Annotated in this window: 21 protein-coding genes and 2 pseudogenes; 10 read left to right on the top strand and 13 right to left on the bottom strand. The window is 68.1% G+C overall.

Annotation, left to right across the window (positions count from 1 at the left end; all coding sequences use genetic code 11):
* Window positions 1-17: 17 nt before the first annotated feature.
* The 6 genes from FB547_RS27190 to FB547_RS27165 form a co-directional block, all read right to left on the bottom strand.
* Window positions 18-1,043 (bottom strand): aromatic ring-hydroxylating dioxygenase subunit alpha, encoded by a 1,026-nt coding sequence (locus FB547_RS27190; RefSeq protein WP_145746750.1) that lies wholly within the window; start codon window positions 1,041-1,043, stop codon window positions 18-20.
* 74 nt (window positions 1,044-1,117) lie between these two features.
* Window positions 1,118-1,924: a helix-turn-helix transcriptional regulator gene (locus FB547_RS27185; RefSeq protein WP_145746749.1), complete on the bottom strand. Its 807-nt coding sequence runs from the start codon at window positions 1,922-1,924 to the stop codon at window positions 1,118-1,120.
* A 69-nt stretch (window positions 1,925-1,993) separates the two neighbouring features.
* Window positions 1,994-2,479 carry a DoxX family protein gene (locus FB547_RS27180; protein ID WP_145746748.1) on the bottom strand — a complete coding sequence of 162 codons (486 nt, stop codon included), beginning with the start codon at window positions 2,477-2,479 and terminating at the stop codon, window positions 1,994-1,996.
* Window positions 2,476-3,264, bottom strand: coding sequence for a DNA-binding domain-containing protein (locus FB547_RS27175; protein WP_145746747.1), 789 nt, complete (start codon window positions 3,262-3,264; stop codon window positions 2,476-2,478). The genes FB547_RS27180 and FB547_RS27175 overlap by 4 nt, the downstream gene beginning before the upstream one ends.
* Window positions 3,261-4,103, bottom strand: a complete 843-nt coding sequence (locus tag FB547_RS27170) for a DUF692 domain-containing protein (protein ID WP_145746746.1) — start codon at window positions 4,101-4,103, stop codon at window positions 3,261-3,263. Before FB547_RS27170 ends, FB547_RS27175 begins: the two co-directional genes overlap by 4 nt.
* A gap of 22 nt (window positions 4,104-4,125) precedes the next feature.
* A complete protein-coding gene (locus tag FB547_RS27165; protein ID WP_145746745.1) occupies window positions 4,126-4,413 on the bottom strand; it encodes a DUF2282 domain-containing protein in 288 nt (95 codons plus the stop codon).
* 215 nt (window positions 4,414-4,628) lie between these two features.
* Here FB547_RS27165 and FB547_RS27160 point away from each other — a divergent pair, with 215 nt between their 5' ends.
* The 5 genes from FB547_RS27160 (at window position 4,629) to FB547_RS27140 (ending at window position 12,057) form a co-directional block, all read left to right on the top strand.
* Window positions 4,629-4,988, top strand: coding sequence for a hypothetical protein (locus FB547_RS27160; protein WP_261380409.1), 360 nt, complete (start codon window positions 4,629-4,631; stop codon window positions 4,986-4,988).
* Window positions 4,989-5,064: 76 nt separating this feature from the next.
* Window positions 5,065-6,297 carry a TolC family protein gene (locus FB547_RS27155; protein WP_145746743.1) on the top strand — a complete coding sequence of 411 codons (1,233 nt, stop codon included), beginning with the start codon at window positions 5,065-5,067 and terminating at the stop codon, window positions 6,295-6,297.
* Window positions 6,294-7,796 carry an efflux RND transporter periplasmic adaptor subunit gene (locus tag FB547_RS27150; RefSeq protein WP_145746742.1) on the top strand — a complete coding sequence of 501 codons (1,503 nt, stop codon included), beginning with the start codon at window positions 6,294-6,296 and terminating at the stop codon, window positions 7,794-7,796. The genes FB547_RS27155 and FB547_RS27150 overlap by 4 nt, the downstream gene beginning before the upstream one ends.
* Window positions 7,793-10,939, top strand: coding sequence for an efflux RND transporter permease subunit (locus tag FB547_RS27145; protein ID WP_145746741.1), 3,147 nt, complete (start codon window positions 7,793-7,795; stop codon window positions 10,937-10,939). Before FB547_RS27150 ends, FB547_RS27145 begins: the two co-directional genes overlap by 4 nt.
* Window positions 10,940-11,034: 95 nt before the next feature.
* Complete coding sequence (locus FB547_RS27140) at window positions 11,035-12,057, top strand: tyrosine-type recombinase/integrase (RefSeq protein WP_145746740.1); 1,023 nt, start codon at window positions 11,035-11,037, stop codon at window positions 12,055-12,057.
* Window positions 12,058-12,060: 3 nt separating this feature from the next.
* Here the strand turns inward: FB547_RS27140 and FB547_RS27135 are convergent, their stop codons facing one another.
* The gene (locus FB547_RS27135; RefSeq protein ID WP_145746874.1) at window positions 12,061-12,435 is read right to left on the bottom strand and encodes a YbaN family protein; all 375 of its coding nucleotides are present in this window, start codon (window positions 12,433-12,435) and stop codon (window positions 12,061-12,063) included.
* A gap of 133 nt (window positions 12,436-12,568) precedes the next feature.
* Between FB547_RS27135 and FB547_RS27130 the strand changes: the two genes are divergently transcribed.
* Window positions 12,569-12,919 carry a hypothetical protein gene (locus tag FB547_RS27130; protein ID WP_145746739.1) on the top strand — a complete coding sequence of 117 codons (351 nt, stop codon included), beginning with the start codon at window positions 12,569-12,571 and terminating at the stop codon, window positions 12,917-12,919.
* A 9-nt stretch (window positions 12,920-12,928) separates the two neighbouring features.
* On the opposite strand, the gene FB547_RS27125 is transcribed toward FB547_RS27130, so the two are convergent.
* The 3 genes from FB547_RS27125 to FB547_RS27115 form a co-directional block, all read right to left on the bottom strand.
* Window positions 12,929-13,501 (bottom strand): RNA polymerase sigma factor, encoded by a 573-nt coding sequence (locus FB547_RS27125; RefSeq protein ID WP_145746738.1) that lies wholly within the window; start codon window positions 13,499-13,501, stop codon window positions 12,929-12,931.
* Window positions 13,498-13,713 (bottom strand): DUF2892 domain-containing protein, encoded by a 216-nt coding sequence (locus FB547_RS27120; RefSeq protein ID WP_145746737.1) that lies wholly within the window; start codon window positions 13,711-13,713, stop codon window positions 13,498-13,500. Before FB547_RS27120 ends, FB547_RS27125 begins: the two co-directional genes overlap by 4 nt.
* 87 nt (window positions 13,714-13,800) lie before the next feature.
* Window positions 13,801-15,015: a YhcG family protein gene (locus FB547_RS27115; protein ID WP_145746736.1), complete on the bottom strand. Its 1,215-nt coding sequence runs from the start codon at window positions 15,013-15,015 to the stop codon at window positions 13,801-13,803.
* Between the two features lie 166 nt (window positions 15,016-15,181).
* Here FB547_RS27115 and FB547_RS27110 point away from each other — a divergent pair, with 166 nt between their 5' ends.
* A complete protein-coding gene (locus FB547_RS27110; protein ID WP_261380408.1) occupies window positions 15,182-17,365 on the top strand; it encodes a TonB-dependent receptor in 2,184 nt (727 codons plus the stop codon).
* Window positions 17,366-17,439: 74 nt separating this feature from the next.
* A complete protein-coding gene (locus FB547_RS27105) occupies window positions 17,440-19,218 on the top strand; it encodes a RecQ family ATP-dependent DNA helicase (protein ID WP_145746735.1) in 1,779 nt (592 codons plus the stop codon).
* 15 nt (window positions 19,219-19,233) lie between these two features.
* Here the strand turns inward: FB547_RS27105 and FB547_RS27100 are convergent, their stop codons facing one another.
* The gene (locus tag FB547_RS27100) at window positions 19,234-19,722 is read right to left on the bottom strand and encodes a DUF2231 domain-containing protein (protein ID WP_145746734.1); all 489 of its coding nucleotides are present in this window, start codon (window positions 19,720-19,722) and stop codon (window positions 19,234-19,236) included.
* 196 nt (window positions 19,723-19,918) lie between these two features.
* Here FB547_RS27100 and FB547_RS27095 point away from each other — a divergent pair, with 196 nt between their 5' ends.
* Window positions 19,919-20,362: a low affinity iron permease family protein gene (locus tag FB547_RS27095; protein ID WP_145746733.1), complete on the top strand. Its 444-nt coding sequence runs from the start codon at window positions 19,919-19,921 to the stop codon at window positions 20,360-20,362.
* Between the two features lie 12 nt (window positions 20,363-20,374).
* Window positions 20,375-20,518, top strand: a pseudogene (locus tag FB547_RS27090) (transposase); the annotation flags it as partial.
* A 1-nt stretch (window position 20,519) separates the two neighbouring features.
* Here FB547_RS27090 and FB547_RS27085 read toward each other — a convergent pair.
* A pseudogene (locus tag FB547_RS27085) lies at window positions 20,520-20,651 on the bottom strand (IS3 family transposase); the annotation flags it as partial.
* A gap of 119 nt (window positions 20,652-20,770) precedes the next feature.
* On the bottom strand, window positions 20,771-22,300 hold the full coding sequence (locus FB547_RS27080) for a Fic family protein (protein ID WP_145746732.1): 1,530 nt from the start codon (window positions 22,298-22,300) through the stop codon (window positions 20,771-20,773).
* Between the last annotated feature and the right edge of the window lie 446 nt (window positions 22,301-22,746).

Here is a 22,746-nt window from a genome sequence, read left to right as displayed (position 1 = left end):
GGATGTGGTCCGCAGCGTCAAGCGGCCTGCGAGGCGCGCTGCTCGCGCTCGACCTCTTGCTGCAGCAGCCGCCGGTACTGGACCAGCGCGGCGTCCATCGCGAGCGGCAGCATCCGCGCTTCGGGATCGATGTTCAGGTACTGCGAGGTGATCATTGCGCGGTCTTCCTCGAAGGCGGTGACCAGGCCCTGGTAGATGGTCTCGGTGACCGCGGGGTCCGCGATGCTGCTTCGGTGCGATTGCTGGAAGAAGTAGTGCGTGGTCGTGGCCGTCTCGGGCGTGAGCGCCTGGCAGCTGTGCAGCTGCACGCCGCCGCGCAAGTCGCCCTCGGCCTGCCCCACCGGCGCGCCGCCCGACTTCATCAGCAAGGTGCCGGGCAGCAGGAAGTCATAGATGAAGTAGCGGTCGACGTTGCGGTCGAAGCTCTGGAACGACTTCCAGAACGGAGACGGGGGCACGTCGGGCACGTGCCGCGTCACGCGGATGCCGCGCGGCACCTTCTCGATCCTGGGCACGGCCTGGGCGATGGCCGTCGATCCGCCCAGCGTGCCTTCGTGCACATAGCTCAGGTGCGAGAAGTCCAGCAGGTTGTCGCACACCAGCAGGTAGGGCGTGTCGTAGTGGACATAGCCGGGCCTGTAGCGCCAGTCGGGATGGTCGCACGAGAAGTTGTCCGGCAGCAAGGCGCAGTGCGCGCGCGCCGGATCGCCCATCCACACGAAGATCCACTTGTTGTGCGAGACCACCGGGTAGGTCCGCACGCGCGCCTTCGCGGGAATGCTGGCCAGACCGGGCGCTTCCACGCAGGCGCCGTCGGCCGCGAACTTGAGGCCGTGGTAGCCGCAGCGTACGCAGTCGCCTTCCCTGCGTCCTCGCGACAGCGGCGCATGCCGATGGCAGCAGCGGTCCTGCATCGCAACGAGTTCGCCGCCTTCGGTTCTATAGACCAGGATGGGCTCGCCGAGCACCGTGCGCGTGAACAGCGCGTTCGCGGAAATTTCGTGATCCCACGCAATGACGTACCAGCAGTTTCGAAGCCACATGCCTGTCTCCAAGAGTCCAGGCAATGTAGGAATTCGCGCGGCGCTCGTCTGTCCTCGCAGAAGGGTACAAAACCCTAATGGATGAAGCGCAGGAGCTGTTGCCGCCCGTGGATCGCGAGCTTCAGGTAGGCGCGCTTGCGCAGCGTGGCCACGCTCGACGCGGCAATGCCCAGGTCCGCGGCGATGCCGTCGGCGCCGATCCCGCAGGCGATGCGCGCACAGACCTCGCGCTCGCGCGGCGACAGCTGCGGCGCCGTGCGCTGCAGCGTGCGCTCGATGCTCGCCACGCGCAGCGGCGTATCGGGCGATGCGAGCTGCGCGAACAGCGCATTGCGATGTGCGCGTTTCAGCAGGGGCGCCAGTCCGAGCAGTTGCGCGACATCCGCTTGCGCGAACCTGCCGTTCTGCCGGTTGCGATACAGGTTGATGGCAAAGACCGTCCGCGGCACGGGCGAATAGAGAAAGCTCAGCCGACCCGTCAATTGGCGGCCGACGAAGATCTGCTCGCGCCATGCGGGGTCGGGAATGTCCGCCGCGTCGTACAGCAAGGCGGTGACGGGTGCATGGGCCAATGCCTCCCCGCCCATGCGCGCGGCCAGGCGGGTCATGTCGTCCGCCTGCCGGAACCGCTTCTTGTAGAGGGAGAAGCACTCGGCCGTGATGTTGTCGCGCCGGCCGGCCGAATGCCCTTCGACCTGCGAGGGAACGCCGTCGATGTACTCCACGAGCGAGATGTATTCGACCGGCACCACGTGGTTGATGAAGTCGAGCATGTGGAGCGCGGGCGCCTGCTCATTGCCTGCATCGAGCAGGTGCGCGACGGCGCCGGCGTCCAGCAGCTGGCCCGCAGGTGGCGCGTCGAGAAACCAGGTGGAAGGCATGGCGGCCCAATATAGGCAAGCCGCGCCCGATTCAACAGGGTGGAAGCCCGCGGGCCGGGTGCCGGTCCGTCAGCGAATGCCCAGCGCGTGGTCGAGCGACAGGCGGCCCGCGCCGCGGCCTGCCAGGTACAGCAGCAGCGCGGCCCATGAGAGGTGCGTCGGCCATGCGTCCGGGTAGACGAAGACCTGGATCACCAGCGTCATCCCCAGCAGGGCCAGTGCCGACAGGCGCGTGAACAGGCCCAGCACCAGCAGCAGCGGGAACAGATGCTCCGAGTAGGCCGCGAGGTGCGCGGCGATTTCGGGCGGCACGAACGGCAATTTGTATTCGGTGCGGAACAGCTCGTAGGCACTGTCGGTCAGCGTGAGGAAGCCCTCGACCTTGGTGCGGCCCGAGTAGAAGAAGATGGCCGCCACGGCCACGCGCGTGGCCAGTGCCAGCGCATCGTGGGCCACGACGCGCGTGAGGCGTTCGGCCATTGCGTTCCAGTGCGCGCGGAGACCGCGATGGTCGCTGCCTTCGATCGAGGCGGAAGCCTCGGGGGTGGTGCTCATGGTGCTCTTTCGTTGGATGCAGGCGAAGCCGAAGTGCCGGCGAATGCGCCGGACCGCAACAGGGCCGCGAACACGGCCGAGATGTCTGCCGCCGGGTCGGCCGCCAGCGCGCGCTCCGCCGCCTCGGCAAGGCTTGCGCCGCTGGCGCAGGCGTCGAGGAAGGCGCAGCCGGCCTGGGTGATCTCGTGCCAGTTCACCGTGTCGCCGGGCCGCGTCAGCAAGGCGCCCTCGCCTCGCCAGGCCAGTTCATCGCCCACGGCGCCCGGCCGGCGATGGCGCTCCCAGATGCTGTAGACCGGTTGTTCGTCGAACCAGGCCCAGCGGGCCGCGGGATGGGGCGCGAGGGCCAGGGCCGCCATCTGCGCCGGCGTGCGGCGGGCGATCCATGCGGCGTCGGCGGCCGGCGCGTCCTGTGCGGCATGGGCTTCGCGCCAGAGCGTGTCGAGCTGCGCCACGCCGGGCAGGTAGACGAGCTCGGCGGCCGGCTCGAAGCCGCGCAGGAAAGCGGGGAAGCCGCCGCCGTAGTGCAGCAGGCGCCCATCGCTCGGCAGATGGGCCGCCACGTAGCGTGCGGCGGCGGCGCGAAACCATTCCTCGCCCACCAGTTGCGCAACGGTCGGGAAGTTGGCCTGCAGCGCATCGATGCAGGCCTTCGTCACGGTGTTGCGGTACACCGCGAAAGCGGGCTGCATGGCGAGCGCCCGCACTGAGGGATGCGCGGCTTCCGCCGGAGCGAACAGGGCCTGCGCAAAGGCTTGCTGGAATTGATCGTGCGGCGTGTTCATGCCATGGCCTCCTGCGCCACGCGACGCAGCTCGGCCGCGGCCCGTGCCTGCTCGGCCATGAGTTCCTCGAAGGCCGGCACGTTGCCGTCGCGCTCGATCAGCGTGGGCCGGGCGCCGGCGCGGTCGACGAAGCGCCGGTACAGCTGCCAGACCTCCGGTGCGATGGGCGCATCGTGCGAATCGATCAGCAGCGCATCGCCGAGCGTGGGATCGGCGCTGTGCCCCGCGAGATGGATCTCCCCGACCAGCGCCTGCGGAAAGCGGTCGATCCAGCTCGCAGCCGAAAAACCCAGGTTGCGTGCGGACACGTACACGTTGTTGACGTCGAGCAGCAGCCTGCAGCCGGTGCGGCGCGACAGCTCGGCCAGAAAATCGATCTCGTCCCATTCATGCCCGTCGAGCTGCAGGTAGTGGGACGGGTTCTCGATGGCGATCACCATGCCCAGCGCGTCCTGCGTGTAGGCGATGTGGGCGGCGATGCGGTGCAGCGCGGCGGTGCTGCGCGGAAAGGGCAGCAGGTCCGGAAGGTACTGGCCGTTCCATGCGGACCACGCCAGGTGCTCGGAGACCAGCGCGGGCTGGATGCGCCGGGCAAGCGCCGCCAGCCGCTGAAGATGCGCCGCATCGGGTTCTGCCTCGCCTGCGAGCGAGAGCGAGACGCCATGCAGCGACACCGGATGGTGCGCACGGATCGCTTCCAGCCATCCGATGCGCGGCCCGCCCGCCACCATGTAGTTCTCGGGATGCACCTCGAACCACAGGCCCTCGGCACGCGCGCCGAGCGCGGTCTCGTAGTGCTCCGGCTTGAGGCCGAGGCCGGCCCCGGGGATGTCGGACATGGCGGCGTGCGCGGTGCCGCGATCAGGACTTGATCGGCGTGAGCGAACCCATGCCCTTGGGCGTCTTGATGGTGGTGCAGGTGCCGGCCGGGACGTTCTTCCAGGCGTTGGCCTGGTAGTCGACCTTGGCGGTGCCCGCGCAGGTGGTGCCGGGGCCGGCGGCGCAGTCGTTCTTGCCGGCCATCGAGACGCCGTAGCACTTTTCCATCGCGGCCATCTTGTCGGCCATCGGTTTGTCCTGCGCCATGGCGGAGCCGGCGGCAAGGGCACCCAGTGCAAGAGCGGTGATCGCGAACGAACGGTTGATCATGGATGAACTCCAAAAAATTGATTGAGAAATTGCAACCGCGCCCAATGCGCAGTCCCTTGCTAGTTCGCGGCCTGTAGGGCGGCGGTTACAGGCCCCTGCGCGATGCGGAAGTTTTTTTGTCGGGCGCAAGAGAATGGAGCGCACCGGTGGTGGCGATCGGTTGCCGGCGATACACTGCGGGCCTCATGAGCGGCTACCGCCTTCCCCGACATTGCATGACCGCGTTCCTCGTGGTCCTGTCGCTGCTGTTCTCGCAGCTGGCGCTGGCAAGCTACGTCTGTCCCGGGGCGGCGGACGCGGCATCGGCGGCCGAAATGACGATGGCACCGGGCGAGCCCTGCGAGGGCATGGACACCGCCCAGCCGGTGCTGTGCCACCAGCATGCCGCCGACATGTCGCTGTCGTTCGAACCGGTGAAGGCCGCCACGCCTTCGCTGCCTGCCATCGTGCAGGTGCTGGCCGTGCCGCTGATGCTGGCGGCGCTTGCCGAGCCGCTTCCGCGCCAGGCGCTGCCCGAGCGGCAGCATCCGCCGCCCGATCCCGTTTTTCTTGCGACCCTCAGACTTCGCGTCTGACCCCTCCGTCGACTGACCGGTGCTGGTGCGGCGCGTCCGCTTGCCAGCGATTGCCTCGTTCGTCCGCGGAGTTGCCATGTCCATTTTCTTTTCCCGCGCAACCGCCTTGGCGGTTGTACTGCTGCCGTGCCTTGCGACGGCCGCGCCCCTGTCCCTCGAAGCCGCGCTCGAGCTCGCCGCCCGGCGCTCCGAGACTGCCCGCGCCGCCCGCGCCGGCGTGCAGGGCGCCACGCAGGCGGCGCAGGCCGCGGCCCAGCTTCCCGATCCCGTGCTGCGCGTCGGCATCGACAACCTGCCCGCGACCGGGCCGGACCGCTTCCACACCGCGCGCGAATCGATGACGATGAAACGCATCGGCATCAGCCAGGAATGGCTGTCCGCCGACAAGCGCGCGGCACGCCAGGCCACCGCCGATGCATCGGTCGGACGCGAAAGGGTGCAGGCGCAGGTGGCCGCGGCCGAGACCCGCCTGCAGACCGCGCTCGCGTACCTGGACGTCTTCTACGCCGGCGAAACCCTGAAGCTCGCCGTGCTGGCGGAACACCACGCGCGCGAAGAGCTGGAAGCCTCGCGTGCGCGCCTGTCGTCGGCCGCCGGCAGCAGCCATGAGGCGTTGGCGATGGCAGGCGCAAGAGGCGTCTCGGAGGACGAGGCGGCGGACATCCGGCAGCAGCAGAGTGCCGCACGCGTGGCGCTCGAACGCTGGGTGGGTGTGCCACCCGACGAACTGATGCCCGTCGGCGAGCTTCCTGTGCCCGCTGAAGAAGCCTATGTGGCCGGGCATGCCACGGTGGCCGCGCTGCAGCGCGACGTCGACATGGCCCGGCAGGCGGCGGCGGTCACGGCGTCCAACCGCAAGCCCAACTGGACCTGGGAATTCGCCTACGGCCAGCGCAGCGGCTATGCCGACATGGTGTCGGTGGGCATGAGCATTCCGCTGCCCGTGGCGCCTGGCGAACGGCAGGACCGCGACACCGCCGCCAAGCTGGCGCTGGTCGAAAAAGCCGAAGCCGATCTGGCCGAGGCCACCCGCGCGGCCGGCGCCGAATACCGCGCACTTGCGAGCGATGCCGAGCGCCTGCAACAGCGCATCGAGCGCTATCGCGCCGGTGTCGTCGTTCCCGCCGGCCAGCGGACGGCCGCGGCGACGGCAGCCTATCGCTCCAACCAGGCGAGCCTCGCCGCGCTGTTCGAGGCGCGGCATGCCGAGCTCGAGGCGCAGCGCAAGCTGCTGGCGCTGCAACGCGATCTCGCGCGAACCCGAATCCAGCTGGCCTTCCGGCCGCTCACTGCCGAGGTGGCGCAATGAACCGAAAACTCTCCGCAGGCGTATCGCTGCTGGCCGCCCTGCTGTTCGCCGCCGGTGCCTTCTACCTGGGCCGCAAGACGGGCCAGGCCGCGGATGCGCCGACCGCGGCCGCCACGCCCGACGGACGCAAGGTCCTTTACTGGCATGACCCGATGGTGCCCGGCCCGCGCTTCGACAAGCCCGGCAAGTCGCCGTTCATGGACATGCAACTCGTGCCCGTGTATGCCGACAACGCCACCGGCACCGCCAGCGATGCGGGCGTGAAGATCAGCCCCGCCGCGCAGCAGAACCTCGGCATCCGGTATGCGCAGGTGCGGCGCACCGAAGCATCCACGTCGTTCGAAGCCATCGGTTCCGTGCAGTTCGACGAGCGGCTCAACGCCGCGGTGCAGACCCGCGTGGCCGGCTACGTCGAGCGCCTGTCGGTTCGCGCACCGATGGAGCGCGTGCACAAGGGCCAGGCCCTGGCCACCATCTTCGCGCCCGACTGGCTCGGGCCGCAGAACGAGTGGCTCGCGCTCAGGCGCTCGGGCGTTTCGCCGGATCTCGTGGCGGCGGCCCGCGACCGCATGCGGGCCCTGTCGATTCCCGCCGAACTCATCCGGCGCAGCGAGGAGACCGGCACGGCGCAGGCGCGCTACGTGCTCGCCGCGCCGGTCGATGGCGTGGTGGCCGAGCTGGGCGTGCGCGAAGGCGCCGCGGTCACGCCCGGCATGACGCTGTTCCGCATCGCAGGCCTGCAGAAGGTCTGGGCCGTGGCCGAGATTCCGGAAGCGCAGGCGCTTGGCCTCGCGCGCGGGCAGAAGGCCAAGGCCGTTGTGCAGGCCGACGCATCGCAGTCGTTCGACGGTGTGCTCGACGAAATCCTGCCCGAGATCAACACCGCCACGCGCACCTTGAAGGCCCGCTTCGAGGTCGACAACAGGAGCGGAAAACTCACGCCCGGCATGTTGCTGCGGCTGCAGGTGGCGGGGCCCGCGGGCAGCCGGCTGGTCGTGCCATCGGAGGCGATGATCCGCACCGGCCGGCGTACGGTGGTCATCGTGCGCAGGACCGACGGCGCCTTCGAGCCGCGCGACGTGTCGACGGCCGCGGACGTGGGCGACGACACCGAGGTCGTTTCGGGCCTGACCGAGGGCGAGCAGGTGGTGGCCAGCGGCCAGTTCCTGATCGACTCCGAAGCGCGGCTTCGCTCCGTGCTCGGCAACATGGCGGCGCCTGCGGCCACATCGGGCGCAAGCGCCTCGGCATCGGCCGTGGTCACTCACCGGGCCGAAGGCAAGGTCGAGAGCGTGGCGCCCGACGGCATCACCATTTCGCACGGGCCGGTCGCGACGCTCCAGTGGCCCGCCATGACGATGGGCTTTGGCAAGGCCTCGCCCAGTGTCTTCCCCGAGATCAAGCCGGGCGACCCGGTGCGTTTCGAGTTCAGGGAAGGCGGCCCCATGGGCTACGAACTGGTCTCCATTCAACGGCTGCCATCGGGTGCCGGCAAATGATCGCCGCCCTGATCCGATGGTCGGTCGGCAACCGTTTCCTGGTGCTGATCGCGACCCTGTTCCTGGTGGCCGCGGGAGGGTGGTCGGTGGCGCACACGCCGCTCGACGCCCTGCCCGATCTCTCGGACACGCAGGTGATCATCCGCACGGCCTACCCCGGAAAGGCGCCCCAGGTGGTCGAGGACCTGGTCACCTATCCGCTGACCACCACCATGCTCAGCGTGCCCGGTGCCAAGACCGTGCGCGGCTATTCGTTCTTCGGCGACTCGTTCGTCTATGTGCTGTTCGACGACAAGACCGATCCGTACTGGGCGCGCTCGCGCGTGGTGGAGTACCTCAACCAGGTGCAGAGCAGGCTTCCCGCGGGCGCGAACGCGTCGCTGGGCCCCGATGCCACCGGCGTGGGCTGGGTCTACGAATACGCGCTGGTCGACCGCACCGGCACGCACGACATCGGGCAGCTGCGCGCGCTCAACGACTGGTTTCTCAAGTTCGAACTCAAGACCGTGCCCGACGTGGCCGAGGTGGCCGGCATCGGCGGCATGGTGCGGCAGTACCAGGTGGTGCTCGACCCCGACCGCATGCGTGCGCTCGGCATCACGCAGCAAATGGTCGTGGAGGCGTTGGGGAAGGCCAACCAGGCGTCGGGCGGCTCGGTCGTCGAGTTCGCCGAGGCGGAGTACATGGTGCGCTCGCGCGGCTACCTGCGCTCGCTCGACGATTTCCGGAGCATCCCGCTGTCGGTGACGGGCGCAACGCCGGTGCTGCTGCGCGACGTGGCGACCGTGCAGATCGGCCCCGAGATGCGCCGCGGCATCGCGGAGCTGGACGGCGAAGGCGAAGTGGCCGGCGGCGTGGTCGTCATGCGCTCGGGCAAGAACGCGCGCTCGACCATCGAGGCCGTCAAGGCGAAGCTCGAGGCGCTCAAGCCCAGCCTGCCGCCGGGCGTCGAGATCGTGCCCACCTACGACCGCTCGCTGCTGATCGACCGCGCGGTGGAGAACCTGCGCACCAAGCTGATCGAGGAGTTCGTCGTGGTGGCGCTGGTCTGCGCGGTCTTCCTGTTCCACCTGCGCTCGGCGCTGGTCGCGGTGGTGGCGCTGCCCATCGGCGTGCTGGCGGCGTTCGTGGTCATGCACTGGCAGGGGGTCAACGCCAACATCATGTCGCTGGGCGGCATCGCGATCGCCATCGGCGCGATGGTGGACGGCGCGATCGTCATGGTGGAGAACGTGCACAAACATATCGAGGCCTTCGAGGCCGCGCAGGGGCGGCCGCCTGCGGTGGCCGAGCGATGGCAGCTGGTGGCCGATGCATCCGTGGAAGTGGGGCCGGCGCTGTTCTTCTCGCTGCTGGTGATCACGCTGTCCTTCGTGCCGGTGTTCTCGCTCGAGGCGCAGGAGGGGCGGCTGTTCTCGCCGCTGGCCTTTACCAAGACCTACGCCATGGCAGCCGCGGCGGGCCTGTCGGTGACGCTGATCCCGGTGCTCATGGGCCATCTTGTCTGCGGGCGCATTCCGCATGAAGCTTCCAACCCGGTGAACCGCTTGCTCATGGCGGCGTACCGGCCCGCGCTGGACCTGGTGCTGCGTTTTCCCAAGGGAACGCTGGCGATGGCGGCCGTGCTGCTGGCCCTCACCGCGGTGCCGATGATGCGGCTCGGCGGCGAGTTCATGCCGCCGCTGGACGAGGGCGACCTGCTCTACATGCCGTCCGCGCTACCCGGGCTTTCGGTGTCGAAGGCGTCCCAGCTGCTGCAGCAGACCGACCGGCTGATCAAGACCGTGCCCGAGGTCGAGCGCGTGTTCGGCAAGGCGGGCCGCGCGGACACGGCCACCGATCCGGCGCCGCTCGAGATGTTCGAGACCACCATCCAGTTCAAGCCCAAAGCGCAATGGCGCGCGGGCATGACGGCCGACAGGCTCGTCGAGGAACTGGACCGCGCCGTCAAGGTGCCGGGGCTCAGCAACGTCTGGGTGCCGCCGATCCGCAACCGCATCGACATGCTGGCCACGGGCATCAAGAGCCCGGTGGGCATCAAGGTGGCAGGCGCGGACCTGGCGACGATCGATTCGCTGACCATGCAGATCGAGGCGGCAGTCAAGGGCGTTCCCGGCGTGACGTCGGCATTGGCGGAGCGGCTCACCGGCGGGCGCTACATCGACGTCGACGTCGATCGGCTCGCGGCGGCACGCCACGGGCTTTCCGTGGCGGACGTGCAGGCCGTGGTGTCCACGGCCATCGGCGGCGACAACGTGGGCGAGGTCGTCCAGGGGCGCGAACGCCATCCGATCAACCTGCGCTATCCGCGCGAGATCCGCGACTCGCTCGAACGCCTGCGGCAGCTGCCCTTCGTTACGGCCAGGGGCGCGCAACTGCTGCTGGGCGAAGTCGCAAGGATCCGCATCGAAGACGGTCCGCCGATGCTGCGCAGCGAGAACGCGCGGCTGTCGGGCTGGGTCTATGTGGACGTGCGCGGGCGCGACCTGCGCTCGGCCGTCACCGACATGCAGGCGGCCGTCGGCCGCGCCGTGAAGATGCCCGCGGGCTACGCGGTGTCGTGGTCCGGCCAGTTCGAATACCTGGAGCGCGCGACCGAGCGGCTGAAGCTGGTCGTCCCCGCGACGCTGGCGGTCATCTTCGTGCTGCTCTACCTGCTGTTCCGGTCGTTCGGCGACGCGGCGCTGGTGATGGCGGCCGTGCCGTTCTCTCTGGTCGGCGGCTTCTGGCTCGTCTGGGCCATGGGCCACTCGTTCTCCGTCGCCACGGCGGTGGGCTTCATTGCGCTGGCCGGCGTGGCGGCCGAATTCGGCGTGGTGATGCTGGTCTACCTCAAGAACGCGCTGGTGCGGCGCCTGGCCGCCGGCGAGCCGATGAACGACCAGACCTTGCGCGCTGCGATCCGCGAAGGCGCCGTGCTGCGCGTTCGGCCCAAGGCCATGACCGTGGCTGTCGTGATGGCGGGCCTGCTGCCCATCCTCCTTGGCAGCGGCGCTGGCTCGGAGGTGATGACGCGCATTGCCGCGCCGATGGTGGGTGGCATGGTCACCGCGCCGCTCCTGAGCATGCTGGTTGTTCCGGCCGCGTGGTATTTGCTGCGTCGCCGGCAGGGGGCAGAAGAGCTCGGCGAGCAAATACACTAACGGCACGCCATTCACAATCTGCCCCTTCAGATCCTTCCCCAAAACCGCCTTCGCACTGTTCTCCAATCCAAAGGCTTGCCGTTAGCGTATTTTCTATGCCGTCCCTTCCCCTCTTCCCCGAACCCTCCGGCGAATCGCATCAGGCGGCGTTTGCCAGCTGGCTGGCCGCGCAGCAGGAAAACGGCGCCTTGCGGCAGCCCTCCTCGATCGCGGTCTACCGGGACATGTGGGGCAGTTTCACGGCCTGGTGCCTCGGCCAGTCGCCCGCGGTGACGCTGGCCTCGCTGGACAAGGGCGACCTGTCGGCGTTCCAGCAGGCGCGCTTCGGCATGAAAAGCGACGACCTGTCGCTGTCGCCGCGCTATGCGCTGCGCCTGCTCCGGCTGATCGACCGGGTGCTGCGCCACCATGCACAGACGCACGACATTCCCGTCAACACCGCCGCTGCGGACTGGATCGCGACGCAGCCGGAGATTCGTTACGCAGATTCGGCGCGGACCGATCCGCTACCGGAATTCCTCTCGGTCTCCGAGGCCCGGCACCTCATCGTCTTTCTCTCGAGCGCCCGGCCACGCCCCGGCGCGGCGGGCGACCGGCATGCCCAGGCCGCGCTGAGCTGGCAGGCGCTGCGCAACCGGACGGCCGTTGCCCTGCAGCTGGGCGCAGGGCTCACGCCGGGCGACGTCCGCCTGCTGCGGCTCGATGCGCCGACGTCGCAGATGGCCGGCCGGCGCGATCGGCCGTGGAAGGTTGCGGTGCCGGGCAACGGCAATTCGCCGGCGCGCGAGGCGCCGGTCGCTCCGTGGGCCGGCGAGCTTCTCCAGCACTGGCTCAAGGTACGCGCCGAGACGCTGATTGCGGGCGAGTTCCTGTTCCCGGCCACGCGCAGCGGCAAGCCCTGGAGCAAGGAGGCGCAGTACGTTGCCGCCAAGCAGGTGCTCCAGGACGCGGGCATCGAGGCGGCCGGCGGCGGCTCCTTCCTGCTGCGCCACACCTTCGCGCTGCGCCAGTTGCGCAGGGGCGCCACGCTCGATCAGGTGGCGCGCTGGCTCGGCGTGGAACCCGAGGCGATGGGCAAGTACCAGCGCGTGCTCACCGGTCCGGCCGAGGTCGTCTGACGATCAGTTGTCGGGCCGGCTCCACAGCCAGATCGCGACGGCCGCCATAAACACCGGCGCGCCGATCTTCACGGCGATGGGGGCGGCGGTGGCCAGCAGAACGGCCGAGCTCAGCGCCATCATGGCCGTCGCGGTCCATTTCGCGCGGCGGGGCACTGCCCCTCTCAGACGCCACTGGCGGATGTACTCGCCATAACGTGGATGCGCGAGCAGCCGGTGTTCGAGCGCGGGCCAGCCGCGCCCGGCGGCCCAGGCGGCCGCGAGCAGGAACGGCACCGTCGGAAGAACGGGAAGAAAGGCGCCGATCAGGCCGAGGGCGACGAACACCAGCGCCAGCACGCGCCAGAGCAGTCTCGCGACGGGGCCGGCGGGCCTCATGAAGAAAGGCACCCTTCGGGGCGATCCGCCGGAAGTTGCGAAAGGAGCATCGGCGCATCCTAAGCCAAGGCTGTTCGAGAGCCGTCGGCGGCCATGCGTGATGTGAACCCCGTTCTCCGACAAAATCGAGGCCATGAAGGAGATCGACAACCTGTTCGGCAAGGAGCCTCGTGCTCTGGAAGATTGGCGCGGCACCGTGGCGGATGCCATGGCAAGGCGCGACGTGCAGGTCGACCAGGCCGTCGACGCGCTTCGTCATGCAGCCGGCGGCGCCGCGGCCAGCGTCGCCGCCTTGATGCACGCCGTCAGCCCGGAGGCTTCGCACAGGCCGGCACGCCCGGCCGCCGCCAGGACGGAGGACCCGGCCGGATTCACCACCCTTGCCGAGCAGCTGCACGCCATTGCGCTCCAGCTGCGCGAGCTCGAGTCCTCGGTGCGCAGCCTGCTGGCGCGAACGCGCAGGGGTGCCGCTCTGGACGAGTGAAATAGAGGGCTACCCGATGTTCGCCTGCGGACCCGGCCCCGATTCGCCATCCCGGTCCCAATAGCCGCCGCCGATCAGGCTCTCGCGCACCATCGCGCGGGCGCGATGCAGCCGGCTCTTCACGGCCTGCACGCTCAGGCCCAGGCTTGCCGCGACCTCGGGGGCGGTCAGTTCCTCGACATCGCGCAGGACCAGCGCGACGCGATAGGCCTCCGGCAATGCGGCAATGGCCCGCGCAAGGTCGAGGCGCAGGTCCGTGGGAATCTGCGGCGCGGCCAGTTCCTCTGCCAATGGCACGGAAAGGGGCACCCTGGCGGCACTGCGCTTGAAGATCCGGTAGCACTCGCGCTCGACGATGCGGAACAGCCAGGTGGCAAAGGCCGCCACGGTGCCAAGCGTGCCGATCTTGCGGTGCAGTTGCCACAGCGCCACCTGCACCGCATCCTCGGCGTCCTCGCTGTTCGAGCAGGTGCGGCGCGCGAATCGCCGGAGGTCGGGCTGGCAGGCGCGCAGCAATTGGGACAGCGCCCGCTCGTCCCCGGCGCAGGCGGCTTCGATCAGCGCAGCGGACGCGCCGATCATCGGGCGGGGCCCGCGACCTTCCGGCCCAGCATCGCGCAGGCGGGACAGAACCCGGCGATGGCCGTGGCCGCGAGCATTCCCGCGGCACCGAACCCCAGCATGCGAAGCGCCCCTGCCGGCAAGAAGTAGAAAGCGCCCAGGGCGGCGAAGGCGCCGAGGCACAGCCGAACTGCGCGCTCCCAAGACGGGACATTGCGTTTGAGATGAAACATGGTGCGGGCTCCGGTGATTGTTGACCCTTGCATGGAGGCCGCTTCAGGGCCCAAAGGATTCGGCGCGGAAAAGAAATCCGCAGGATCCTATTGCCCGGCCGCGCCGCCCGGCTGGTCCCTGCCGCGGAAGGCGCCGCGCGTCTCCAGCATGCGCCGCGTCTTCTCGAGTTCGCTCTGCAACAGCTCTGCATCCGGCAGCACGGTGCGGTAGTTCGCGGCCATGATCTTGCTGGGCAGTCCCTCGAGCGCATAGCGCGCCAGCGCCTGGCCCTTGTCGGCACAGAGGATCAGGCCGACCGGCGGGTTCTCGTCGGGCAGCGTCCAGTGCGCCCGGGCGTAGTTGCAGTACATGTGCATCTGCCCCACGTCCGCATGCGTCAGCCCGCCCAGCTTCAGGTCGATGATGACGAGGCAGCGCAGGCGCCGGTGGAAGAACAGCAGGTCCACGCGGTACCAGGTCTGGTCGATGCGCAGCCTTCGCTGCCGCCCGACGAAGCTGAAGTCGCCGCCGAGCTCGAGCAGGAAGTCTTCCAGCCGGTGGATCAGGGCCGCCTCCAGGTCGGATTCGGAGTACTCGTCCCGGAGATCGAGGAACTCCAGCACGTAGGGGTCCTTGATCGCGTCGTCGGGCGTCACCGCATCCTGCGGCTTCGGGACCGCGCCCTTCGCGAGCATCGCGGCCTTGTTGCTGGAGAGCGCGGTGCGCTCGTAGAACTGGCTGCCGATCTGGCGGTCGAGCTGGCGCACGCTCCATCCGCCGCGCAGCGCCTCGGCTTCATAGAACCGGCGTGCGTTGCCGTCCTTGACCGACAGCAGCCGGACGTAGGCGGACCAGGGCAGTGTGAACATCCGCGCGAGGTCTTCCAACGGCCATGATCCGGGAGCGCCGGCAGGATCGCTGGCGAACAATGGCCCATCGGTCTCCGGCACTGCCTGTCCGGGCGACGGCAGTGCAGGAGATTCGCCAGACACTGTCTGGCGAATCGGCCAGGCCAGGAAGAACGAGCGCATCTGCTGCAGGTTCTGGCGGCTGAAGCCCCGGCCGAACCGGCTCGTCAGATCGAGCGAAAGCCGCTCGATCAGCTGCTCGCCGTAGCCTGCCCGTCGCCGGCCCTTCTGCTCGGCCTCGACGATCCGCCGGCCGATCTCCCAGTAGCTCGCCGTCATCCACGCATTGACGCTGCGCGCGGCGGCCCGCCGCGCCGCATCGAGCAATTCGACGATGCCGCCGCGGAAATCGGCGTACCCGCCGAACGGGACGGCGGCCCTTGCCTTGTCCGGCGGAGGAATGGCTTTGCTCATGGCTGGGTGTTGTGCACTGCCTATCCTAGCGGCAGGCATCTGCCCCTCTTCCCCCTCGATCGGCAGGGAAGCATCTTGACTTTGATGATACGAATGCAAATACTTCTCATTATCATCAATGGACAGAAGGCTTATGGTCGATCATTTGTGCGGGCGCCGGCGCGGCGTGAAATCGAAGTTGGCCGTCGCGGTGCAGGCGGCGTTCGCGGCCAGCATGGCGTCCTGCGCAGGCGCCGCGCTGGCGCAGACGGTGGGTGCAAGGCCGGCGAACGAACCTGCTCCGGCCGCAACAGCGACGCTGCCGCCGGTCACGGCAATCGAGCAGAGCGATTCGATCGATGCGCCGCCCCCCGCGATCCGCGGGGGCCAGGTGGGCCGCGGCGCGCGCATGGGCATCCTCGGCAACGTCTCCGTCATGGAAACGCCCTTCAGCGTGACCAGCTATACCGTCCAGACGATCGAGAACGACCAGGCGCGCTCGGTGGCCGACGTCCTGTCGGCGGACCCGTCCGTGCGCATGGGCAGCGCGCGATCCAACCTCAACGAGGACATCACGATCCGCGGCTTCAGCGTCCCGAGCAGCGACTTTGCGCTGAACGGCGTGTTCGGCGTGACGCCGTACTGGCGCGCCCCCCTGGAAGCGGTGGAGCGGGTCGAGATCATCAAGGGTCCGTCCGCCTCGCTGTTCGGCATGACGCCCGGCGGCAGCGTGGGCGGCGTGGTCAACCTCGTCCCCAAGCGCGCGGAAAGCGAGCCGATCACGCGCTTCACCGGCAGCGCCTCGTCCGACGCCGTGTTCGGCGGCCATGTCGACATCGGCCGGCGCTTCGGGCCGGACGGATCGTTCGGCGTGCGCATCAACGCGATGCAGCGCGAAGGCGACACGGCCATCAAGGGCCAGTCCACGCGTGAAAGCCTGGGCGCCGTCGCCCTGGACTATCGGGGCCGCGCACTGCGCGCTTCGCTGGACCTGCTGGCGCAGAAGGAGCGCATCGACAATGTCGTGCGCCAGTTCCAGACGGGCCCGACGCTCGCCGCCGTGCCGCGCGCGCCGGACAACAGCTATCCCTATCCGGGTCTGGGCTGGTCCGACGGGCGCAATGGCTCGGCGGTGCTCAAGGCCGAATACGACCTGAACGACCACCTCACGGCCTACGCCAGCTACGGCCAGCGCAAGCTGAACTGGGGCGCGGTCGCATCCAACCCGGTCATCACGGACACCGCCGGCAACTACTCGTTCTTCGGCGGCTGGCAACGCATGTCCGTCGAGAGCAAGTCGCTGGACGCGGGCCTGCGCGGCAGGTTCTCGACCGGCCCCGTGAAGCATGAGGCGGCGTTGAGCTTCTCGCGCCTCGAACAGGATCAGCTGCTGGGCTTCTACACGGGCTACCCCGGCGGCAGTTCCAACCTGTATGCCGGATTGCTGTTCCCGACGCCGTCCACGGCCGGCATCCGCAACCCGCTGCGCCCGTACCTCGACACCAAATTGACCAGCGTGGCACTGGCCGACACGCTGTCGTTCATGGACGACCGGCTGCGCGTGACCCTGGGCCTGCGCCGGCAGCAGGTGGCCGGGCAGAACTACGACTTTTCCACCGGCCAGGCGAGCGGCGCCTACTACGACGAGAGCGCCACCACGCCGGTGGCCGGCGTGGTCTACAAGCTCCAGCCGAACATCTCGCTCTATGCGAGCTACATCGAGGGCCTGTCGCGCGGGGACGTCGCGCCGATCAGCGCAGCGATCAGCAATCCGGGTGCGGTCATGCCGCCGTACAAGTCCAAGCAGAAGGAGATCGGCGTCAAGTTCGACCTCGACGCAGGCATGGTGGCAGCCGTCAGCCTGTTCGAGCTGACCAAGCCGAGCGCCGGCATCTCGGGTTCGACCTTCGGCGTCTTCGGCGAGCAGCGCAACCGGGGTGTCGAAGCCACCCTGGCCGGCGAGCTGGCGCGCGGTGTGCGCGTTCTGGGCGGCGTCACCTACATGGACGGCGTCATCACCAAGGCGGCCACGAGCGCGCTGGAAGGCAAGAAGGCGATCGGCGTGCCGGATTGGCAGTTGAACCTGGGCGCGGAATGGGACATGCCGTTCCTTCCCGGACTGACGCTCACGGGCCGCATGATCCACACGGGCAAGACCGCCGTCGATCCTGCCAACACCCTGCACATTCCGGGCTCGAATCGCTTCGATGCCGGCGCGCGCTATGCGACGCGGCTCGGCGGCAAGCCCGTGACTTTCCGCATGAACGTGGAGAACCTGTTCGACAAGGACTACTGGGGCACGTCGACCGCGGGCTACCTGTTCGTCGGCTCGCCGCGCACGCTGAGCCTCTCGGCCAGCATCGACTTCTAAGACCCGGCCGACGCGGCGCATGGATGTGCGCCCACAGGGCGGTGTTCGCACGGCGGGCAGATTGGCGCTCACGCATGCCAGAGCACCACCAGAAGCCCCCGCCGAAGAAAACGAAGACGACGACGCGGGCCGCCGTCCGCAAGGAACGCACCCGCGCTGCCCTTGAAGCACCCGTCGACCGCGTGCTCCACGAGGTGTTTGGCCACCGGCGGCTGCGGCCTGGGCAGCGCCGCGTGATCGATCGCGTGGTCGGCGGCGAGTCCACGCTCGCCGTCATGCCCACGGGGGCGGGAAAATCGCTGTGCTACCAGGTGCCCGCGGTGCTCGCGCCGGGACAGACGGTGGTGGTCTCGCCCCTGATCGCGCTCATGAAGGACCAGTGCGAGAAGCTGAACGCGACGGGCGTGAGCGCCGTGCAGCTCAACAGCCAGTGCGCCGCACAGGAGATCGGCGTCGCCCAGGCCGCCATTGCCGACGGTTCGGCGCGCGTGATCTTCAGCACGCCGGAGCGCCTGGCCGACGCCGATTTCCTGGCGCTGCTCCAGCGGCACCCGACCTCCTTGCTCGTGGTCGACGAGGCGCATTGCATCTCGCAGTGGGGGCACGACTTCCGGCCCGCCTACCTCGAGCTGGGCGCGGCGGTGCGCGCGCTGGACCATCCGGTGGTGCTGGCGCTCACGGCCACGGCGAACGGCGAAGTGGCCGGCGAGATCATGGAGAAGCTCGGCATTCCGCGCGCCGGCCTCGTCGACACCGGTGCGTACCGGCCCAACCTGCACTATGCGGTCGAGCCGGCGATGCGCGAGGAAGACAAGCTGCGGCGCGCGCTCGCGCTGGTGGCGGGCCTGCGGGGCAGCGGCATCGTCTACACCGCCACGGTCAAGGCGGCCGAGGCCTTCTTCGCCGAACTGGCGGCCGCCGGCGAGTCCGCGGGCCTCTACCACGGCCGTCGGCGTGCCGGCGAACGGCGCGCCGCGCAGGACGCGTTCATGGCCGGCGCGCTGCGCGTGATGGTGGCCACCAATGCCTTCGGCATGGGGGTCGACAAGCCGGACATCCGCTTCGTGCTGCACTACCAGATGCCCTCCAGCCTGGATGCCTACTACCAGGAATCGGGCCGCGCCGGCCGCGATGGTGAGCGCGCCGACTGCGTTCTTCTCTACCTGCGGCGCGACCGCGCCGTGCAGCAGTTCTTCCTGGCCGGCTGGCTGCCCGACCTGGCCGAGCTGCGTGCACTGCAGCAGCAGCTGCTGCGGATGTCGAACGCGGCCGCGGCACCGGGCTGGAGCGAGGCGGCGCTCCAGCAGCGCGCGCGCCTGCCGCGCGGCAAGCTTCGCGTGCTGCTGAGCCTGCTGCGGCAGGAAGATCTGGTGGCGCGCGACCGCGAGGGACGGCTGCGCTGGCGCGGGAAGCCGCCGCTCGAAGACGCCGAACTCGATGCACTCCTGAACGAACACCGCGAGAAGCGCGAGCAGGACCGCGAGGCGCTGGAACGCATGACCTTCTACGCCACGACCGGCCTGTGCCGTTGGCAGGTGCTGCTGGCGGGCCTTGGAAGCGATGCGCTCGCGCAGCGCTGCGGTGCCTGCGACAACTGCGTGCGGCTGGCCCGCCACGAGCGCGAGCGCCGCGCGGCCGCGCCAGATGCGGCAGCAAAGGAAGAAGCAGAAGCGGGCCCGCCGCAGCATGCCGTGGCCTTTGTGCGGGGAGCCTCCGTGCGCGTGCCGCGCTATGGGGTCGGATGTGTCACGGCGGCCGATGCGGTCTCCGTCACGATCGAATTTCCCGACGGCAGCCAGCGCTGCTTCCGGCCCGAGTTCGTGCGTCCGGTGCCCGCGCTTCGCCGGGCCTGACTCCGGCACCAAACTCTACTTGCCCGCGATCACGTGCCGCTTGTGCAGCGAACTCGAAGCGTTCATGCCGGCGTCCTCGTCGACACCGATGCCCAGCCGGTCCACCAGCTCTCCGCCGAGCCAGGCCGTGACCATCACGAGGGCCGCGCCTGCAAAGGACCAGGCCATCTGGCTCAGTTGCGGCGCATAGTCGCGGTCGCGCAGCAGAAAGCTCGCAACGAACAGCAGCAGGACGAGCACGTTGCCGCCGCCGTGCATGGCGCCGATGCGCTTTGCCCGGGTGCCCGAAGGAATGGCCAGCCAGTCGAGGGTTCCGAAAGGCGCGGCGAGCACGCCGCCCACCAGGCCGGCCGCGATCAGCCAGTACGACACGGCGGCCATGACCTGGCTGCGTCCCGCCAGGTAGATGATGTCGAACACCACTGCCGTGGCGAGCAGCCCGAGCGGAAACACCACGAGCATCTGGTGCACCGAGTGGCCGAGGAAACGGACTCTTGCATGCATGGGATCACCTCCATTGCCTGACCCCTGCCATCTGAGCGGCAGCCGGGGCCGGTCCCGCGCAAGCAGGTGCCGCCAGTGCGGGTCGGTACTTTCCTACCCGCCGGCTGCCGTCTCACAAGCACAAGGGAAAAATTCAAACTCTCTTTATCGACGAAGGATGACGCCCTGCGGTTGCCAACGCAGCACGCTGCGCGACATGGACAAGTTCTTCGCATCCTTCGCCAATGCCACGGCGCGCGCGGCCGGCAGTCCGATCGCATTCCTGATCTGTGTCGCGCTGGTCGTTGCGTGGGCGGCGGCGGGGCCCTTCTTCCATTTTTCCGAGAACTGGCAGCTGACCATCAACACCGGCACCACCATCGTCACGTTCCTCATGGTGTTCCTGATCCAGAACACGCAGAACCGCGATGGCGCGGCGCTTCAGACCAAGCTCGACGAGCTGATCCGGTCATCGAACGCTGGTGACGAGTTCATGGGCATCGAGAAGCTCACGGACAAGGAACTGGCCGAGCTGCACGAGAAATGCGAGGCGGCCGCCAGGAGAAGCCATGCCGCGCTCGATCGCACGCGCAGCGAGCGCGCGCGCCGTGGCAACGAGGGTGCAACCCAGGAAACTGCGCAAACTGAAAGCAAAGCATGAAGAAATCCTGATCTGCACGGCGTCTCACCGACGAGCCTGCCGGGCGAAGCACTGCACTACCTGCACGGACAGTGGCCCAAGCTCGTGCGGTTCTTGGAAAACGGCGCTTGGCCGCTGGACTCCAACCCGGTGGAGAACGCGATCCGGCCCTTCGTCAGACGTATTGCGAGCCGCGATCCGAGTGGCAAATCAAGCTGCCATCGCTCTCGGGTTGGCGGTCGTACAGCGCTTGCTCCAACGCATCGAGCACGAAGTCCGTGCGCATCGAACTGCTGACCCGCCAACCCGCTGCCATGCAGCAGAACGACGCTGTATAGCCGAAATTTTGCCGTGGCGGCGAATGTCTGGTTCTGGCCCGAGAAAAGTCCGACCGCCCCGACCCTTTGGAAGTGCCGGCGGCATCAGCGTTTAGCGGGGCACCCCGTCACGGTCGGTGTCGTCTGTTGCGCCATCAGATTCGTCCAGGGCATCAGTGAGAACTTCTCGGGCCTTACGCTCGATCGCATCGAAGATCTGAGGCGCGACCTCATCGGCGTAGCGCTTTCGCTTTTTATTGGAGATCGCGCCGCCGTTGTTGAGCGCGATAGACACCAGCGTTGCCAGCGTCGAGCCACGCAGGTCGTACTGATCGTCGATCTGTTTGCGCACTGCGTCGAAATGAACGATGAAGTTCGTCTCGTTGCGCAGCTCCACCTCCAGTGCTTCGCGCGCCATGCTCAAGCCGAATTCCACACAGCGCGTGGCATCCCAGAAGCGAAAGATCGTGTCGTCACACTTGAACGTGAATTCAAAGTCGCCCTCGCCGGCCGCCCTGGCGTTGACCAGCGCGCGCGCCGGACGGGAGAAGTCCTGTAGGACGCTCAGATACTGTGCCTCGTGGCGCTTCATGGCCACAGAAACCGGGAGGAGCATGCCGTCGGGCAGTTGACCGGACTGGCACAGGACCTTGTGAAAGAGAAAGCGGGAAAGACGTCCGTTGCCGTCCATGAATGGGTGCAAGTAGACAAAACCGAAAGAGGCAATGCTGGCGGCCATCAGTGGATCCAGATGCTTCGCGGTGTCGTTAGCGAAACGTGACCACGCATCCATCAGCGCCGGCAGATCATCAGGCCGCGGAGGCACGAAGGTCACGCCCAGCGCACCGCGGCCGCCGTCGCTCAGCCAGTTTTGCTCCGTCCGGTATTGAACCGCCTGGTTGTAAGGATTGGAGACGATCGAGGCCTGCAACTCCACCAGATACGCCTCGTCAAGGGTGCGCGGCTTGTGCGCCTGACGCAGCAGGTGGATGAAAGTGCGCGCCTTGTCTTCCGACGGCGCCTCTTTCTCTATCGCGTAACTGTCTTGGGTCTCGTGCAGATACGCCCAGGTCAACGTGCGATCAAGGAGTTCGCTGTTGAGGGAGGCGGCGAAGTCACGAGTGGCCCCCAGCACATCAAAGTCCAGCCCGTCCCTGATCGCGGGCGTGCGCTCTACGGTGACGCAGTAGTCCCAGGTTCCGAGGCCGTTGAAGTTGACTCGCCATCGAGAGTCGCGGTCGGTACCGCCCGTGTAGTAACGACCCTCGTCGAACAAGTCAACATAGCCCGCGGTGATGACCGGCTGGGCCACCACCTGGTTGCCGGTGAAGTGTTCCCATGCGCTGCAGAGCATTCGCACGTATTGTCCATTCGGAGTCGCGGCAAGCGCCGCGGCCAGGTCGGAGGCGGCGAGGTGCTGGGATGCGCTTGCAAGCACCTGCAGGTTCACGCCCTCATGCTTGAGGGCAAAGAGCAAGTGCGCTACAAAGTCGCCGTCGGCCGGCGCCAGCGAGGCCGGCACGCCAAGTGCTTCCGCCGATGACATGATGCGCGTGACCGGTTTGACCAAAGCGGGTCGGCGCACTTCGAAGATCGGCAGGGCCAGGCTCGACCGCACGTATTCGTAGCCTACGTAGGCCATTTTTTTCCTAAATGTTACAGGATTTTTTGCATTCTAGGCCATGGATCCCAGAATTTTGTCATTCTGCTGGCGCTTGGCGCAATGCCACGTCGGTTGGCAGCGCGCTATCCAAGAGGGTGCGCGTGTTGTGGGCTGCACTGAGCCCGGGTCGACCGACCGCGCCTGGCCGACCGTAACCGCCTTGACCGTGAAGCAGGCCACGTTAGGAGGGTTGACAAAGGGCCAGTAGACGCTTTCGCTCGGCATGTTGGGTCGTTGCGATGAATGTCTGGTCTTGGCCGAGGCCGTGTGAAAACGGGTTGAATAACTGACGGTGCTCGCCTAGATTGTGGCAACGCTACTGAAGGGCAACCACATGAAGCGATTCATCGAAGGCGAGGATCGACAGCAGGTCACTCTGCTGCCAGAGTGCCTTGACGACTATATCGGCGAAGACAACCCGGTGC

Source organism: Variovorax beijingensis (assembly GCF_007828835.1).
GTDB lineage: Bacteria > Pseudomonadota > Gammaproteobacteria > Burkholderiales > Burkholderiaceae_C > Variovorax > Variovorax beijingensis_A.
Note: the sequence above shows the minus strand (reverse complement) of the source record. Positions and strands in the feature narration are given on the sequence as shown.